The 17,653-nt window shown below is 40.0% G+C and carries 20 protein-coding genes; 3 read left to right on the plus strand and 17 right to left on the minus strand.

Features of this window, described 5'->3' with window-relative positions:
• Nucleotides 1-15 precede the first annotated feature (15 nt).
• From atpF to AACV33_RS21275, 17 genes are all read right to left on the minus strand, one after another.
• Nucleotides 16-486: a F0F1 ATP synthase subunit B gene (gene atpF, locus AACV33_RS21195; RefSeq protein WP_017020785.1), complete on the minus strand. Its 471-nt coding sequence runs from the start codon at nt 484-486 to the stop codon at nt 16-18.
• A gap of 53 nt (nt 487-539) precedes the next feature.
• Nucleotides 540-797 (minus strand): F0F1 ATP synthase subunit C, encoded by a 258-nt coding sequence (gene atpE / locus AACV33_RS21200; protein WP_012551447.1) that lies wholly within the window; start codon nt 795-797, stop codon nt 540-542.
• 61 nt (nt 798-858) lie between these two features.
• Entirely contained in the window at nt 859-1,671 is an 813-nt protein-coding gene (gene atpB, locus AACV33_RS21205) for a F0F1 ATP synthase subunit A (RefSeq protein ID WP_012551448.1), read from the minus strand.
• An 8-nt stretch (nt 1,672-1,679) separates the two neighbouring features.
• Complete coding sequence (locus AACV33_RS21210; protein ID WP_012551449.1) at nt 1,680-2,069, minus strand: F0F1 ATP synthase subunit I; 390 nt, start codon at nt 2,067-2,069, stop codon at nt 1,680-1,682.
• Nucleotides 2,070-2,257: 188 nt separating this feature from the next.
• Complete coding sequence (locus AACV33_RS21215; RefSeq protein WP_023604447.1) at nt 2,258-3,142, minus strand: ParB/RepB/Spo0J family partition protein; 885 nt, start codon at nt 3,140-3,142, stop codon at nt 2,258-2,260.
• Nucleotides 3,135-3,932: a ParA family protein gene (locus AACV33_RS21220; protein WP_012551451.1), complete on the minus strand. Its 798-nt coding sequence runs from the start codon at nt 3,930-3,932 to the stop codon at nt 3,135-3,137. Before AACV33_RS21220 ends, AACV33_RS21215 begins: the two co-directional genes overlap by 8 nt.
• A 15-nt stretch (nt 3,933-3,947) precedes the next feature.
• Nucleotides 3,948-4,577 carry a 16S rRNA (guanine(527)-N(7))-methyltransferase RsmG gene (rsmG, locus tag AACV33_RS21225; RefSeq protein ID WP_012551452.1) on the minus strand — a complete coding sequence of 210 codons (630 nt, stop codon included), beginning with the start codon at nt 4,575-4,577 and terminating at the stop codon, nt 3,948-3,950.
• A 1-nt stretch (nt 4,578) separates the two neighbouring features.
• Nucleotides 4,579-6,468, minus strand: coding sequence for a tRNA uridine-5-carboxymethylaminomethyl(34) synthesis enzyme MnmG (mnmG, locus tag AACV33_RS21230; RefSeq protein ID WP_017020784.1), 1,890 nt, complete (start codon nt 6,466-6,468; stop codon nt 4,579-4,581).
• A gap of 421 nt (nt 6,469-6,889) precedes the next feature.
• On the minus strand, nt 6,890-7,324 hold the full coding sequence (gene mioC / locus AACV33_RS21235; protein WP_012548911.1) for an FMN-binding protein MioC: 435 nt from the start codon (nt 7,322-7,324) through the stop codon (nt 6,890-6,892).
• 64 nt (nt 7,325-7,388) lie between these two features.
• Nucleotides 7,389-8,756, minus strand: coding sequence for a tRNA uridine-5-carboxymethylaminomethyl(34) synthesis GTPase MnmE (gene mnmE / locus AACV33_RS21240; RefSeq protein ID WP_012548912.1), 1,368 nt, complete (start codon nt 8,754-8,756; stop codon nt 7,389-7,391).
• Nucleotides 8,757-8,854: 98 nt separating this feature from the next.
• On the minus strand, nt 8,855-10,480 hold the full coding sequence (gene yidC / locus AACV33_RS21245; protein WP_017020783.1) for a membrane protein insertase YidC: 1,626 nt from the start codon (nt 10,478-10,480) through the stop codon (nt 8,855-8,857).
• A gap of 2 nt (nt 10,481-10,482) precedes the next feature.
• Nucleotides 10,483-10,740: a membrane protein insertion efficiency factor YidD gene (gene yidD / locus AACV33_RS21250; RefSeq protein WP_081091604.1), complete on the minus strand. Its 258-nt coding sequence runs from the start codon at nt 10,738-10,740 to the stop codon at nt 10,483-10,485.
• Nucleotides 10,707-11,060, minus strand: coding sequence for a ribonuclease P protein component (gene rnpA / locus AACV33_RS21255; RefSeq protein WP_012548914.1), 354 nt, complete (start codon nt 11,058-11,060; stop codon nt 10,707-10,709). The genes yidD and rnpA overlap by 34 nt, the downstream gene beginning before the upstream one ends.
• 16 nt (nt 11,061-11,076) lie before the next feature.
• Nucleotides 11,077-11,211: a 50S ribosomal protein L34 gene (gene rpmH / locus AACV33_RS21260; protein WP_012548915.1), complete on the minus strand. Its 135-nt coding sequence runs from the start codon at nt 11,209-11,211 to the stop codon at nt 11,077-11,079.
• A gap of 186 nt (nt 11,212-11,397) precedes the next feature.
• The gene (locus tag AACV33_RS21265) at nt 11,398-12,135 is read right to left on the minus strand and encodes an amino acid ABC transporter ATP-binding protein (RefSeq protein ID WP_065611934.1); all 738 of its coding nucleotides are present in this window, start codon (nt 12,133-12,135) and stop codon (nt 11,398-11,400) included.
• Complete coding sequence (locus tag AACV33_RS21270) at nt 12,132-12,803, minus strand: amino acid ABC transporter permease (RefSeq protein WP_012548917.1); 672 nt, start codon at nt 12,801-12,803, stop codon at nt 12,132-12,134. Before AACV33_RS21270 ends, AACV33_RS21265 begins: the two co-directional genes overlap by 4 nt.
• A 154-nt stretch (nt 12,804-12,957) precedes the next feature.
• Complete coding sequence (locus tag AACV33_RS21275; protein ID WP_017020781.1) at nt 12,958-13,710, minus strand: amino acid ABC transporter substrate-binding protein; 753 nt, start codon at nt 13,708-13,710, stop codon at nt 12,958-12,960.
• A gap of 294 nt (nt 13,711-14,004) precedes the next feature.
• Between AACV33_RS21275 and dnaA the strand changes: the two genes are divergently transcribed.
• The 3 genes from dnaA to recF are packed head-to-tail and all read left to right on the plus strand — an operon-like array spanning nt 14,005 to nt 17,637.
• Complete coding sequence (gene dnaA, locus AACV33_RS21280) at nt 14,005-15,411, plus strand: chromosomal replication initiator protein DnaA (protein ID WP_017020780.1); 1,407 nt, start codon at nt 14,005-14,007, stop codon at nt 15,409-15,411.
• Between the two features lie 32 nt (nt 15,412-15,443).
• Nucleotides 15,444-16,544: a DNA polymerase III subunit beta gene (gene dnaN, locus AACV33_RS21285; RefSeq protein WP_017020779.1), complete on the plus strand. Its 1,101-nt coding sequence runs from the start codon at nt 15,444-15,446 to the stop codon at nt 16,542-16,544.
• A 13-nt stretch (nt 16,545-16,557) separates the two neighbouring features.
• Entirely contained in the window at nt 16,558-17,637 is a 1,080-nt protein-coding gene (recF, locus tag AACV33_RS21290; protein WP_017020778.1) for a DNA replication/repair protein RecF, read from the plus strand.
• Nucleotides 17,638-17,653: the final 16 nt, after the last annotated feature.

Here is a 17,653-nt window from a genome sequence, read left to right on the forward strand (position 1 = left end):
CTTGGCCCCTTTTACTTACAATTTCGCAGTGATGTTATCAAGAATATCTTTCTGCGCTTCTAAATTAATAGAACGCTCCAAGATTTTCTCAGCACCAATCACAGCCAGAGTTGCAACTTGTTTACGCAGTTCATCGCGAGCACGGTTGCGTTCAGTTTCAAGTTCAGCTTCACCTTGAGTAAGAATCTTCTGACGTTCTGTCAGAGCTTCTTCACGAGCTTCATCTAAAATTTGACCTTTACGCTTATTTGCTTGTTCGATGATCTCAGTTGCAGCGCGCTTTGCTTCTTTCAATTGATCAGAAGCATTCGCTTGTGCCAAGTCAAGGTCTTTAGCTGCGCGTTCAGCGGCAGATAAACCGTCAGCAATTTTCTTCTGACGTTCCTCTATCGCTTCCATGATTGGTGGCCATACATATTTCATGCAGAACCAAACAAACAGAGCAAAAGCGATTGCTTGACCAAGCAGAGTTGCGTTCATATTCAAAACAGCTACCCCTCGTTAAGAATCAGCTACAAAAATTCAATTAGCAGTGGCAATTAGCCCGCTAGTTGACCAACAAATGGGTTAGCAAATGTGAATAGTAGCGCGATAACGATACCGATCATTGGAACCGCATCCAATAGACCAGCGATGATGAACATCTTAACTTGTAGCATTGGAGCCATTTCAGGTTGACGTGCAGCGCCTTCAAGGAATTTACCGCCAAGAATTGCGAATCCAATCGCTGTGCCAAGTGAAGCAAGACCTACAATGATGCCTACGGCGATTGCAGAAAAGCTCAGTAAAGTTTCCATTTACTTTCTCCAGTTTTGTTGTTGTCGGCAAAGTGCCATTGATAAATATATTTTATTAAAATTAATGATCAGGATCTTCATGAGCCATTGACAGATAAACGATTGTCAACATCATGAATACGAACGCCTGAATCAAAATAACTAAAATGTGGAAGATAGCCCAAGGTAGTGCACCTACCCATTGTAAATACCACGGTAGCATTGCCGCAATAAGAATAAACACCACCTCACCAGCAAACATATTACCAAACAAACGCATACCTAAAGAAAGAGGCTTCGCTAATAACGAAATAACTTCCAATAGTAGGTTGAATGGAATCATGATTGGGTGATTAAACGGGTGAAGTGCTAATTCTTTAGCGAACCCGCCAAGTCCTTTAACCTTGATGCTGTAATAGATCATCAACGCAAAAACACCTAACGCCATTGCCATGGTGATATTCACATCAGCAGAAGGAACCACCTTAAGATAAGGGATACCTAACCAATGCGCTGCAGAGTATGGTAAGAAATCGATTGGAATTAAATCCATCAAGTTCATTAAAATAACCCAGCAGAAGATAGTTAGTGCCAGTGGAGCAACTAATGGATTGCGTCCATGGAAAGTTTCTTTAACGTTGTCAGCAACGAATTCCACGACCATTTCAACAAAACATTGTAGCTTTCCTGGTACTCCTGTTGTTGCTTTCTTTGCTACAGAACGAAAAACCCAAAGGAATAACATCCCTGTAAGCACAGAAAAGAACAGGCTATCGATATGTACGTTCCAGAAGCTTGTTTCATCAGCAACCATACCTAGTTTCGCAAGAGACAGGTTTGATAGGTGATGCTCAATATATCCAGATTGTGTTAGCGCTTCGCCTGGCGCAGCCATAACTTTTCCTATTTTCTGTTGTTAATAAAGAGAACTGGTGCAAAGATATTAATACCCAGTACCAGCAAATAGGTTAGTTTGAGGGGAACAAGTTCCACCTCCATATACACGTAGGCAACAGAAAATAAGACGACTGTTATAAGAATTTTTAACACTTCGCCAGCATAGAAAGAAACAGCAACCTTTTTAGCCGCTCTTGCTCCACTGAACATAAATGCACACCCTGCAAATACCGCATTAGCAATGACATAAATGCCACCCCCAATAAGCGCAGAGATCCCCCAGCTAGCACTAACGGCTAAGCTCATTCCTACTGCCATGAAAATAACCACGCTAAGCTGGATCATAATCAGTCGTTTGGCTAGCAAACGGCCAGGTCTAGCTAACGTAGCTACCATGTATTCTTCCTTAAAAGCATCTTTACCTTGATATAAATCAACACAAGGTGAAGATTTTGCAAAAATTATACGTTGCACTAATATGAATGCAATCAAATAGCATCAAATAGTTACATTTATGAGAACAAAACAGTAAGTTTTACGATGAAAAATACAATAATAATGTCAACTACTGCTTTATATCACATTTAACTTTCTAGCTTTGTAATCAGTTGTTCTAATTTGTGAGCCTCGTCAAAGCTAATCGTTAACTTACCTTTACCCGACGTATTTTGCGTAATAACGACTTTTGAACCCAAAGTCTCTGACAGTTTTGTAGATAGAGCTTCAATTTGAGCGTCTTTCTCACTGACTTCCACTTCAACAACAGGCGCTAATAATTTCTTCACTTGTTGTTCAGTTTGACGAACCGTCAGCTTCTTTTTCACGACAATATGCGCTAATTCAATCTGTAATTCAGACTCTAAAGCTAACAAAGCACGGGCGTGACCCATTTCTAAAGATTTAGCTTCAACTAATGCTTTAACTTCATCAGATAATGCGTTCAAGCGTAATAGGTTAGTAACCGTAGTGCGAGATTTTCCTATCACATCCGAAATTTGTTGATGCGTTAATTCAAATTCTCTCTGTAAACGTTCTAACGCTTGAGCTTCTTCAATCGCATTTAAATCTTCACGTTGAATGTTTTCAATCAGAGCCATCGCAATAGCGGCTTTGTCTTCAGCGACTTTAACAACACATGGAATGTGTTTTAACCCAGCTTGTTTTGCCGCTCTAAAACGTCGTTCACCTGCAATAATTTCATATTGTAATGGTGCAATTTCACGAACAACGATAGGTTGAATAATCCCTTGAGAACGAATAGACAAAGCAAGTTCATCTAAGGCTTCTTTTTCCATGATCTTACGCGGTTGATACTGACCAGGAGTTAATTGATGAATACCAAGCTCAATTAATTGAGAATTTTTTGCTAATGACTCACTTTGAACAGCGGCAGTCTGCTTTTCACGAGCTAATGAGCTTGTCGCTAATAGCGCATCAAGTCCTTTCCCTAAACCACGTTTATTACTCATGAATTTTTGTTTCCCTTTCTTTTTCCAGTTCGTCACGGCGGATTATCTCTCCGGCAAGAGCAAGGTATGCTTTTGCACCATTTGAGTATTTATCATAATACATTGCAGGTTTACCATGACTTGGCGCTTCCGCTAATCGAACATTACGAGGAATAACAGTGCGATACACTTTATCTCCGAAATGTTTTTTAAGTTGATCAGACACATCATTAGCTAATCGATTTCGAGGGTCATACATGGTTCTAAGTAGACCTTCAATTTTCAAATCTGCATTAACTACTGCCGCTAATTTACTAATAGTGTCAATTAATGCGGTTAGCCCCTCTAGTGCATAATATTCACATTGCATAGGGACTAATACAGAATCGGACGCAGCCATGGCGTTAATTGTAAGGAGATTTAATGCAGGAGGGCAATCAATAAAGATGAAATCATAGTTACCACGAACTGGGTAGATCATATTGCGTAAACGAACTTCACGCGCAAACACTTCCATCAATTTAATTTCAGCAGCTGTAATGTCACCATTAGCGGCTATGAGATCATAACCACCAGAGGTTTCTTCTATAACTACCTTATCAAAAGGCACTTCATCAACCAACAACTCATAAGCCGTTGCATCTACATCGTATTTATCTACGCCACTGGCCATAGTAGCATTACCTTGAGCATCTAAGTCAATCAGTAATACTTTACGATTTGTTGCAGCCATTGAAGCGGCAAGGTTCACCGCCGTTGTTGTTTTGCCTACGCCACCTTTTTGGTTCGCAATAGAGATAACTCTTCCCACATTAACCTCATTCCATTATTTTTTTCCGGTTAAGGTGACTAAGTGTCTTTCACCCTCTAACTCCGGAACGATCAATGTCACTACATCTCTGACTGAACACCATTCAGGAAGATCATTTGCTTCTTCTTCTGAGTAGATCCCTTTTAATGCCAAAAACACACCATCTTCTTTTGGTAGATGATGACACCAATTCACCATGTCTGTCATTGACGCAAACGCACGACTTAGGACTGCATCAAACTTTTCTTCCGGTTGGAAGTCTTCAACACGACTTTGAATCGGAGTGACATTGGTTATTTTTAATTCATGAATCACTTGTTTAATAAAGCGAATTCGCTTTCCTAAGCTATCGAGCAGTGTAAATGACTTTTCAGGATTCATGATAGCTAATGGTATCCCTGGTAAACCAGGACCTGTACCAACATCAATAAATCGCTCACCAGATAGATTTGGACTAACAACAATACTATCCAAGATATGTTTAATTACCATTTCACTTGGGTTTCTTACTGAGGTTAAGTTATACGCTTTATTCCACTTATGAAGTAGAGCGACATAACCAAGTAATTGTTCTTTTTGCAATTCAGAGACAGTTAAATCAGTTTGAGCAATCAAACGATCGAATTGTTGAGATAAATCGGTCACGTTACTCACCTTTCTTCAATAAACCATGTTTTTTTAAATGAACTAACAAAATTGAAATCGCAGCCGGTGTAATTCCTGAAATTCGAGATGCGATACCAATACTTTCAGGTTTTGCGTCGCTTAATTTTGCGACTACTTCATTTGAAAGACCTTTAACTTTGTTGTATTCCAAATCAAACGGCAATTTTGTATTTTCATGACGTAATGATTTTTCAATTTCATCACGTTGACGTTGAATATAACCCGCGTACTTAGTTTGAATTTCAACTTGTTCAGACGCTTGTTGATCATCACTAGCAGGACCAAATTTTTCAATTGTCATTAATGATGAATACGTAACTTCTGGGCGACGAAGAAGATCCTCACCACTTGCTTCACGAACGATCGGTGTTTTTAAGATCGAGTTAACTTGATCTATATTTTCAGACGTTGGATTGATCCAAATATCTTTTAAACGTTGGCGTTCTTTTTCAATATTTTCTACTTTTTCATTAAAACGAGACCAACGAATATCATCAACAAGTCCAAGTTCTCGACCTTGTTCAGTTAAGCGTAAATCAGCGTTATCTTCACGTAATGATAAGCGGTATTCAGCACGAGAAGTGAACATTCTGTAAGGTTCTTTTGTGCCAAGCGTTGATAAATCATCAATTAATACGCCCATGTAGGCTTCATCACGACGCGGGCTCCAGCCTTCTTTTCCTTGAGAGAATAAGCTTGCATTTAAACCAGCCATTAAGCCTTGCGCAGCCGCTTCTTCATAACCGGTCGTTCCGTTTATTTGACCAGCAAAGAATAAGCCTTCAATGAACTTCGTTTCATACGTTGCTTTTAAATCTCGAGGATCAAAGAAATCGTATTCTATCGCATAACCTGGACGCACAATGTGTGCATTTTCGAATCCTTTCATTGAACGAACAATTTGTAATTGAACGTCAAAGGGAAGGCTTGTTGAAATGCCATTCGGGTACAATTCGTGGGTTGTTAGTCCTTCTGGCTCAATGAATATTTGGTGACTGTCTTTATCTGCAAAACGCATTACTTTATCTTCAATTGAAGGACAGTAACGTGGACCAATACCTTCAATAACTCCCGCATACATAGGGCTACGGTCTAAATTTTTACGAATGACATCATGCGTTTTTTCATTAGTGTGAGTAATAAAACAATTTACTTGTTGTGGATGTTGTTGACGGTTACCTAAAAAGGAAAATACAGGGGTTGGATTATCACCGGGTTGTGCTTCTAAATTGGAGAAATCAACACTTCTTGCATCAATTCGAGGTGGAGTACCTGTTTTCAGACGATCTATTCTAAACGGACGATCTCTTAAACGTTGAGCAAGAGTGATCGAAGAAGGATCTCCTGCACGGCCTCCTGAGAAGTTTTCCATTCCGATATGTATCTGACCCCCTAAAAATGTGCCAGCAGTCAGTACAACTGATTTAGCACGGAATTTAAGGCCCATTTGAGTGACAGCACCGATAACTTTATCATTTTCAATGATCAAATCGTCTACCGCTTGCTGAAACAAGGTTAAGTTTGGTTGATTTTCTAATACAGAACGTACGTAGGCTTTGTATAACGCGCGATCGGCTTGGGCACGAGTTGCTCGAACTGCTGGTCCTTTCGATGCATTCAGTGTTCTAAATTGTATACCACTGTGATCAATGGCTTCAGCCATTAACCCGCCTAAAGCATCGACTTCTTTTACCAAATGGCCCTTGCCGATCCCACCAATTGCTGGGTTACACGACATTTGACCTAATGTATCAATGTTATGAGTAAGTAAGAGTGTCTTTTGTCCGGTTCTAGCTGCAGCAAGTGCTGCCTCTGTACCAGCATGACCACCGCCAATAACAATGACATCAAAGTTTTCTTGGTAAAACATGATTAGACCTTAGGTGTTTTAAAGAGTTGGATGAATTTAATCAAGGAGGAGTATTTTACCCTTTTTCTAGGCTTGAGAGAAATGAAAAAATGATGAAGTTTTAAAATTTAAGATCACTTAATATATATAAGATCTTTTAAAGAGATCTCTTATTAGATCTATTATATAGATCGCCGATCTCTGTGGATAAGTGCTAAATGATCAACGAGATCAATATCTTTGGATCGATCTAAAGATGTTATTTAACGTTGATCTTCGATCGGACTGCTTGTGGGTAAAAAGCTTACTTATCCACAAGGGGGGAGAGGGTAAGATCTTATTCAATGGATAACTATGACTTGATCACTGGATCATAGCCTAGTTATCCACAATAAATGTTTTGCTTATTTAATAACTTTCACTCATGCATTGCATCATTTTATTAACATATGTGTTGTTTTAACCACAACTCAGCAGGTTCCTCTGGTATTGGATTTTGAGTGACATCAATCTCTAATAATGGAAATATTTCTTTTACATTGCGATTATGAAGTACTTTTTGTAATGATTTTCCAGCAGCACAGAAGGTATCGTAGTTAGAATCACCAATAGCGATGATGGCGAACTCGACGTCTGATAAGTCTTGCGAACCTTCTTCTAACTCTTGAATAAAAGGCTTTATGTTGTCTGGATAATCCCCTGCACCATGTGTTGATACGACCAAAATCCAGAGGCCTTTTGTATCAATTTCAGAGAGAATTGGTTGATTATGAATATCAGTAGCAAAGTCCATTTCTTCTAATAAATCTGCGATATGGTCGCCAACGTATTCAGCAGCACCAAGGGTGCTACCTGTAATAATTGATGCGTTTTTCATGAATTTTTCCTATAAAAAATGGGCCGTAATAGCCCATTATTGATTGTGTTTATGCTGGAAGGATTTATTTACCAATACAGAAAGAAGTAAAAATCCGCCCTAATAAGTCATCAGAACTGAATTCACCGGTTATTTCACTTAGGTGTTGTTGAGCGATTCTTAGTTCTTCAGCAAGGATTTCTCCTGCCATATAACCTTCAAGTTGTTGCTGACCGATATCAAGGTGTTCAGATGCCTTTTCTAATGCTTCGAGATGACGTCTGCGTGCCATAAAGCCACCTTCTTGATTGCCAGAGAAGCCCATGCATTCTTTTAAATGCAATCGCAAAGCATCAACACCTTCACCTGTTTTTGCTGATAAGCGAATAAGAGTAGGATCGTTAACGTGGCAAATACCAAGATTTTCACCGGTTTGATCGGCTTTATTTCGAATGACTGTCATACCCATATTCTTAGGTAATCGATCTAGAAATTCAGGCCAGATAACTTTAGGGTCAGTTGCATCAGTTGTTGTGCCATCAACCATAAATAAAACTCGGTCTGCTTGGGCTATTTCTTGCCACGCGCGTTCTATACCAATACGTTCTACTTCATCTGACGCTTCTCGAAGACCTGCGGTATCAATAATATGCAATGGCATACCATCAATGTGAATATGCTCTCTCAAGACATCACGGGTTGTGCCTGCGATATCAGTAACGATAGCGCTGTCTTTGCCTGATAATGCGTTCAGAAGGCTCGATTTACCTGCGTTTGGGCGACCTGCAATAACTACCTTCATACCTTCACGCATAATGGCACCTTGATTCGCTTCTTGGCGAACCGCGTTAAGGTTATCAATAATGCCTTGTAAGTCACCACTCACTTTGCCATCCGCCAGAAAGTCGATTTCTTCTTCTGGGAAATCTATCGCAGCTTCAACGTAGATACGCAGATAAATAAGTGATTCAACTAAGGTGTTTATTTTTCTAGAGAAAACACCTTGTAATGAATTAAGTGCTGATTTTGCTGCTTCTTCTGAACTTGCATCAATTAAATCGGCAATGGCTTCTGCTTGGGCTAAATCCATTTTATCGTTCAAAAAAGCTCTTTCTGAGAACTCTCCTGGGCGAGCCGTTCGGATCCCTTCAATTTTTAAGATGCGTTTAATCAACATATCCATAACGACAGGACCGCCATGTCCTTGAAGCTCTAGAACATCTTCACCAGTAAAAGAATGTGGATTAGGAAAATACAGGGCGATACCTTGATCAAGTTCTAAACCATTATCATCTTTAAATGGCGTGTACTCAGCGTAACGCGGCTTAAGTGTCTTTCCTACGACTTCTAGGGCGACTTGTTGAGCTTTAGGACCTGATACTCGAATGATGCCTACGCCGCCTCGTCCAGGGGCTGTTGCTTGTGCAACGATGGTGTCTGTATGTAATGTCATGATTATTCTTAATGTCTATTGCTTGAGCATATTGTAAGCCGATAAAACAAAAAAGGCGACCAATGGCCGCCTTTTGTTTATTTCTTTAGAAAGTTAACTTACTTAGAATGTAAGCCTTTTTTCTCAAGTGCACGATAAATCAGAGTTTGCTGAATTAACGTTACGACGTTTGATACTAACCAGTAAAGAACTAGGCCAGCAGGGAACCATAAGAAGAACACGGTGAACATAACAGGCATGAATGTCATGATCTTCTGTTGCATTGGATCCGTTACTGTTGTAGGGCTCATTTTCTGGATTAAGAACATACTCGCACCCATTAACAACGGCAGGATGTAGTACGGGTCTTGTGCTGATAAATCCGTGATCCAACCAAAGAATGGTGCATGACGAAGTTCAACGGATTCCATTAGTGCCCAATATAGCGAAATAAAGATTGGCATTTGAAGAACGATAGGTAAACAACCACCTAATGGGTTTACTTTTTCTTTCTTATAAAGCTCCATCATTTCTTGGCTCATGCGTTGACGGTCATCGCCAATGCGTTCACGCATTGCTGCCAACTTAGGTTGAAGCATGCGCATTTTAGCCATTGATGTATATTGTGCTTTCGTTAGCGGGTACATTGCACCACGAACGATGAACGTTAGGATCATAATTGCTAGACCCCAGTTTCCAACGATGCTTTGAATGAAAGACAATAGTTTGTGAAGTGGAGAAGCGATGAACCATAACCAACCGTAATCAACACTTAAATCTAAGTATTTAGCAGTCGCTGCCATTTGTGGTTGAAGTTTTGGACCTGTCCAAAGCGTAGCAGTCAACGTATCTTCTTGACCTGCAGGAATCGTTACTGAAGGCATACGAACGCCAATGTAACCGTAATCACCAGCAACACGAGTCGTCAGTGTTGCGTCATTAACGTTACGAGGGATCCAAGCGGATGCAAAATAATGTTGCAACATACCAGCCCAACCTTGACCATTTGTCATGTCGATAGATAAGTTCTTATCTTCCATGTCATCAAAGCTGTATTTTTTATAGCGAGTGTCTTCAGTTGAATAAGCACCACCACGGTACGTAGGCATTGTTAAACTGCCACCGTCATCCAATAAGTTTTGCTTTAAGTTTGCGTACATTTCTACTGTCGCTGGTGCTGAAGATTGGTTGTTCACCGTATATTCAACATCAATTGCGTAGCTGTCACGCTTAACGATTAGAGTTTTAGTATAAGTAATACCGTTTTTCTCTAATGTTAAAGGAATGCGTAATTCGTTTTGGCCATCAGCTAAAACGTAATCTGTTTTTTTAGCCGTAAATTGTGCACGGCCGGTATTTGAATCAATACCTTGAGGACCGATCAAACCACTTTGAGCAATATAGCTATGATCAGCATCATTCTTAAGAAGAACGAATTTTGCTTTAGAGTCTAATTCAGCATCGTATTTATTAAGAACAGATTCAATAATGTCACCGCCTAATGTATCTACTTTTAAAGTAAGCACATCAGTCGTAATTGTGATCAGTTTATCAGACTGAGCTGAATCCACTGGTGCATCACTGTTTGCTGTTGACGAAGTTGGAACATCACCGTTCTTGTGTGTCTGTTGAACGGTACTAACTGTAGCTGGTTGCTGCGGATTAGTTTCTACTTGCCATTGTTGGAAAAGTAAAAAAGAAACTAAAGCCAGTGCAAGCAACAGAATATTACGTTGGGTATCCATCGTTATTGTTCTCTGTCTTTATGCTGCTTGGGTGGGACGGGGTCATAGCCCCCATCATTCAAAGGATGACATTTTAATAGACGTTTGCCAGTTAGCCAACACCCTTTTACTAAACCGTGTGACTTTAGTGCGTCAATTGCATAATGTGAACACGTTGGAGTAAATCGACAGCGAGGTCCAATCATTGGACTGATGACGAGTTGATAAAAACGGATAAGACCGATTGCTATCCACGAGAAGGGCGAGACAGGCGATGCCATAATTTATCTAATAGCTTGTTAAAGTCTTCGTTACTCAATTCTTGAGCACTCTTTTTAGCGATAACCACAAAGTCTTTCGCAGGTAAGGAATGTTGCTTATTGCGGAAACTTTCACGAGTTATACGTTTAAACTTATTGCGACCAACAGCAGTTTTAATTTGCTTCTTAGGAACAGCAAGACCTAAACGAGGGTGTGATAGTGAATTTTCTCTGGCAAGAATGGTGAAGTGAGGTGAGCCGGCTCGGTGAGCTTGCTTGAAAACTGATTTGTAATCTTCGGGAGTTAACAAGCGTAACTCCCGAGAGAAGTCGTAATTCATCAAAATAATCTGGTGATTACTTAGATAGACGCTTACGGCCTTTAGCACGACGAGCGTTAATTGTGTTACGACCGTTCTTAGTTGCCATGCGAGCACGGAAACCGTGAGAACGTTTACGTTTAAGAACTGAAGGTTGGAAAGTGCGTTTCATTGGTATTACCTTATTACTGATCAGTAGTTTTTAGGTTTAATTTAAACCCGGCGTGGGACGTACATTCCGACGCCTCTCAACAAAGAGGCGGAATTGTAATCATTGGCAGAAAAATAGTCAATAAGAGGTTCCACGTATTTTCCGGACGGTGAATTATACTTTTTGTGAGCGAGAGCGCAAGGATCTTTATGCGATCCCAACTTGATTTAAGAATTTCTTTAATTTCAGATCCTGTGGATAACCAAAAATCTGCTCTGGTGTTCCTTGTTCTACGATCTTTCCATCGGCCATATAGATAACACGATCAGCCACTTCTTTGGCAAATTGCATTTCATGCGTAACGACTAACATCGTTTGATGTTGGGTAGCCAGTTTTTTCATCAATGTCAGAACTTCATTTACCCATTCAGGATCGAGTGCTGACGTGGGTTCATCAAACAATAGCAACTCTGTTTCTAATGCCATTGCTCTACCAATACCAACACGTTGTTGTTGTCCTCCAGAGAGGGCCGCAGGATAGCTATCCCCTTTGTCTCGGAGTCCAATATCATCTAAGATTTGTTGTGATCGTTTTAATGCATCGGCTTTATTCCACTTGTGGACAGTTATTAAGCCTTCTGCAATGTTTTGCCTTGCCGTTAAGTGGGCGAAAAGGGCGTAGTTTTGAAAGATAAACCCTGTTTTTCGTCGTAATGCGAGTACTTCTGTTTTGGTATATTTTTCTGTATTAACACTGACATCATCGATTGTTATGGTGCCTTTGTCTGCGGTTTCAAGAAAATTGATGCATCTGAGTAGCGTTGATTTACCCGTTCCACTCGATCCTATAATCGCAATTATCTCTCCTTTATTAATCGTTAAATCGATGCCAGAGAGGACTTCTGTGGTTCCAAAGCTTTTATGTAGATTGGTTATTTTTATCATCGTACATAGGCCTTATTTAATTTTTTTTCAGCCCAAGTTTGGACTTGAGTAAGAATAATGACGACACCCCAATAGATAAGAGCAACCGCTAAAAACGCTTCAAAAAATTTAAAACTGGAAGAAGCTTCCATCTGTGCTTTTGCCATAATCTCAGAAACACCGAGTGTAAAAGCTAATGACGTCGATTTAATCATATCAATGAAATAATTCATTAAAGAAGGCAACGCAATTCGTGTGGCTTGAGGAAGAATGATTCGGCGCATCGCTTGAGAGGTTGTCATTCCTATCGAAAGACTGGCTTCCATTTGACTGCGATCAACACCGATAATCGCGGCACGAATACTTTCTGCCATATAGGCAGCAAAATGAAGTGTTAAGCCTATGACAGCAGCACTAAATGCATCTAAGCCAACAAAAATAGGAAAGACTTGAGGAAGCCCATAATAAAGAAGAAACAATTGCACCAATAAAGGCGTACCTCGAAAGAAACTGATGTAAAGTTGGCTGAGTTGATCAAGTACAGGGACTTTAAATACTCTTAGGTTCGCTAACACTAACGCGAGCGCTAAGGCAAAGAATAACCCCCATACTGCCATTTCGAGTGTCGTACCTAAGTATTTAAATAGTATAGGTAAGAGCTCAATCATATACGCAAAATCAAATCCCATGATGCTCTCTATTATTGGTTTAAAGAAAAGTGCGGTAGATAGTGTCAGCTATATAAATCAGATAAGCAATAAACACAAAACCCACTAAAGGGTAATGATAGTGGGTTTTGTGTCATTTTTATCGAAGTGAATACTCACTTTTATATTACTGCGGTTATTTTGTTACGTCTGCATCAAACCATTTTTGAGATATTTCAGCCAAGGTACCGTCAGTACGCATTTCTGACAGGGCTTTATTTACTTCTTGTTGAAGTTTTTGGCCTTTTTCATTTTTTACAAATGGCCAAGCGTTTTCAATGGTTTCAAAAGGTTCGCCAGCAAGTTGTAGAGGCAAACCTGATTTTTTAATCAATTGTGCAGCAGAAAGACGATCCATTACAAACGCATCCGAGCGGCCTAAAGCGACATCGTGTTCAATGCCTGTATCGTAGGTTTTAATGTCAATTTGATTCGATTTGTCGTTATCTCGCAACAGTTTCTCAAAGTTAGACCCTAAATTCACGGCAACGGTTTTGCCGGCCAGGTCTTCAATGCCTTTAATGCTTTCATTGCCTTTACGTACGGTAATTTGAGCGCCGTCGACAACATAAGGGTCAGCAAATAGATATTTTGCTTCACGTGCTTCTGTTTTTGTTATTTGATTTGAAATGGTATCAATTCGACCCGTTTCTAATAAACCAAATAAGCCAGAGAAACTCGCTGTTACATATTCTATTTTATAGTCATTACGACGACCAATTTCATCCCATAAATCCACTTCAAACCCTTGCAGTTTGTCCAACTTAACAAAGGTAAATGGGAAATAGCGACCAGACATCCCAACTTTAACTTCAGTGGCGGCTTGAGCAAATTGAGTTGCAGCTAAAGTGAGTGCTAAACCGGTTAGAATTTGTTTTGTCCATTTCATAATGATATCTCGTTATCGACTGTGATATGCATGATACGTTTTTTGCGAGTGAGCTCTAAATACCCTATGGTTATTTTTAATAACTAAATAATCATTTAAGTCATTTTTTAACCGCCTGTTGATGGTTTTGGGTATAAGTAAGGTAAAAAGTGTGTCGATCTAGGTAAAAAAGCGTGATCAGTGTGAATAACTTCGATCTTATTCACTGGATCTTCGATCTAACACTGGCACTCTAGTTATCCACAGTATAAAATTAACGACCTTTTGCAATTAATATAATGAGTGGGGTTGTCCGTGTCTTCATCGCTTTGGCTGCAGTGTTTACAGCGCCTTCAAGAAGAATTACCTTCCGCAGAATTTAGTATGTGGGTTAGACCCCTACAAGCTGAATTAAATGACAATACCCTTACGCTATTTGCCCCAAATCGATTTGTTCTCGATTGGGTTCGTGATAAATACTTAAATAGCATTAACTCGTTATTAAATGAGTTCTGTGGTGGTGATATACCTACTTTACGTTTTGAAGTGGGAAGCAAACCTATATCTGCACCACCTCGCCCACAAAGAACGGCGGCTGATGTCGCTGCTGCAACGTCGGCTCCTGCACAAATGCAAGCAAGACAATCATTGCATAAACCATGGGAATCAAGAGGACCAGAGCCTGTTGATGATCTAAATCACCGCTCAAACGTGAACCCTAAACACAAATTTACTAACTTCGTAGAAGGTAAATCAAACCAACTTGGTTTGGCTGCTGCTCGTCAGGTTTCTGATAATCCAGGAACGGCTTATAATCCATTGTTTTTATATGGCGGCACTGGTTTAGGTAAGACGCATTTATTGCAAGCGGTTGGTAATGCCATTCTTGAACGTAAACCAAACGCAAAAGTGGTTTACATGCACTCAGAACGTTTTGTGCAAGATATGGTAAAAGCATTGCAAAATAACGCGATCGAAGAATTTAAACGTTATTACCGCAGTGTTGATGCCTTATTGATCGATGATATTCAATTCTTTGCTAATAAAGAGCGTTCCCAAGAAGAGTTCTTCCATACGTTTAATGCGCTATTGGAAGGCAATCAACAAATTATCCTAACGTCAGATCGATACCCTAAAGAGATTAATGGCGTAGAAGACCGTCTAAAGTCTCGTTTTGGTTGGGGTCTTACGGTTGCGATTGAACCACCAGAATTAGAAACCCGTGTTGCTATCTTGATGAAGAAAGCAGAAGATCATCAGATTCACTTAGCGGATGAAGTTGCGTTCTTTATAGCGAAGCGTTTACGTTCGAATGTACGTGAACTGGAAGGCGCCTTGAACCGTGTCGTTGCTAATGCTAACTTCACTGGTCGTGCGATTACGATTGATTTTGTTCGTGAAGCGTTGCGAGATTTATTAGCCTTGCAAGAAAAGCTAGTGACAATTGATAATATTCAAAAGACAGTCGCTGAATACTATAAAATTAAAATGGCTGATTTATTGTCTAAACGCCGTTCTCGTTCAGTTGCTCGTCCACGTCAACTAGCGATGGCGTTATCAAAAGAACTAACGAACCACAGTTTACCTGAGATTGGTGATGCATTTGGTGGCAGAGATCATACGACAGTGCTTCACGCTTGTCGTAAAATCGCTCAGTTACGCGAAGAAAGCCATGATATTAAAGAAGATTACTCTAATCTGATCAGAACATTATCATCGTAAGCTATTTATCTACTTTTATATAAACGAGTATTATGAAATTTTCTATTGAACGCAGCCATTTATTAAAACCGCTGCAACAAGTATCTGGAGCCTTAGGTGGCCGTCCATCATTGCCTATTTTAGGTAATATTTTGCTTCAAGTTGAAAATGGTCAACTGTCGATGACAGCAACAGATCTTGAAGTAGAACTTATTAGTAATATTCTGTTAGAAGGGGATTTTGAAGCGGGTGCGATTACGGTGCCTTCTCGTAAGTTCTTAGATATCTGTCGTGGTTTACCTGACGGTGCAAATATTACTATTGTTTTGGAAGGCGATCGTGTTTTAGTTCGTTCTGGACGTAGCCGATTTACATTAGCAACCTTACCAGCTCAAGATTTTCCGAATATAGAAGGCTGGCAAAGTGAAGTTGAAATTACGCTTTCTCAAGCACAACTTCGTAAGCTAATTGAAAGTACGCAATTCTCAATGGCAAACCAAGATGTTCGTTATTACCTTAATGGCATGATGTTTGAAACTCAGGGGACTATTTTTCGCTCCGTTGCGACAGATGGGCACCGAATGGCAGTATGTAACATGCCAGTAGAGTCAGAACTTCCTGAGCAACAAGTGATCATGCCACGCAAAGGTATTCAAGAGCTAGTGCGCCTTCTTGACTCGCCAGAACAGAGTGTTACGTTACAGTTTGGTAATTCAAATGTACGGGCTGAAGTGAATAACTTTATCTTCACTTCTAAGCTTGTTGATGGTCGTTTTCCTGATTATCGACGAGTAATGCCGCAAAGCAGTAATAAAACACTAGAAGCCGATTGTGATGAATTGCGTCAAGCGTTTGCGCGTGCTGCTATTTTATCGAATGAAAAATTCCGAGGTGTTCGTGTTAATTTGGCAAACAACCAAATGCGTATTACAGCGAACAACCCAGAGCAAGAAGAAGCAGAAGAAATCTTAGATGTCGATTTCCAAGGTGAAGACATTGAAATTGGTTTTAACGTTAGCTATGTACTAGATGTACTTAATACGTTGAAATGTGAACGAGTACGAATTTCGATGACAACAGCAAATGCGAGTGCATTAGTGGAAGATTGTGCGAACGATGAAGCACAATATGTTGTTATGCCAATTCGTCTGTAAAAGACAAAAATAGATGCCGTTATCACGTTTAATTATTAATGATTTTCGCAATATTGAAACGTGTGATATTCAATTATCTACCGGCTTTAATTTTGTTATCGGTCCTAATGGAAGTGGGAAAACCAGTGTCCTTGAAGCGATATACTTGCTCGGACACGGGCGTTCTTTTAAAAGCTCGTTAACAGGTCGAATTATTCGAAATAGCTGTGACGAGCTTTTTATTCATGGTCGATTTACTACGCCAGAGCAGTTTGAATTGCCAATTGGCATAAATAAACAGAGAGACGGCACAACGGAAGTAAAAATAGGCGGAGAAAGTGGTCAAAAACTGGCACAATTAGCCAAGGTTTTACCACTGCAACTGATTCATCCTGAAGGGTTTGAGTTGGTAACTGATGGACCTAAGTTCCGTCGTGCCTTTATTGATTGGGGAGTGTTTCACGTGGAACCTGCTTTTTATGAAGCATGGAGCCGAGTGAAACGGTTAACCAAACAACGAAATGCCTTATTAAAAACGGCACAAAGCTATCGAGAGTTGAGTTATTGGGATTTGGAACTTGCCAGCCTTGCTGAGAAGATAGATCAGTGGCGAGTGGATTACATCAATCACATATCTGAAGCAACTCAACAAATATGTCAGGCATTCTTACCAGAATACGACATAAAGCTGTCATACTACCGTGGTTGGGAGAGAGAGACTCCTTATGCGGAATTGCTTAAACGAAACTTTGAGCGAGATAAGCAGCTGGGTTATACCGTCGGCGGCCCAAATAAAGCCGACTTAAGAATTAAAGTTGCCGGTACTCCTGTTGAAGATGTGCTGTCTAGAGGTCAACTAAAGTTGATGGTATGTGCGTTACGATTAGCACAAGGACAGCATTTAACTGAAGCAACAGGAAAACAGTGCATCTATTTAATAGACGATTTTGCTTCTGAACTGGATAGCCACCGCCGCCAATTGTTGGCTCAATATTTGAAACAAACAAAGGCACAGGTGTTTATTAGTTCAATTACTGCTGAACAGATTGCAGATATGCATGATGAAGAAAGCAAGATGTTTGAGATAGAACATGGCAAAATAGCCCAAGGATAAAAACGCGAGAGTAACT

The organism is Aliivibrio sp. SR45-2 (assembly GCF_963890165.1).
Taxonomy (GTDB): Bacteria; Pseudomonadota; Gammaproteobacteria; order Enterobacterales; family Vibrionaceae; genus Aliivibrio; species Aliivibrio salmonicida.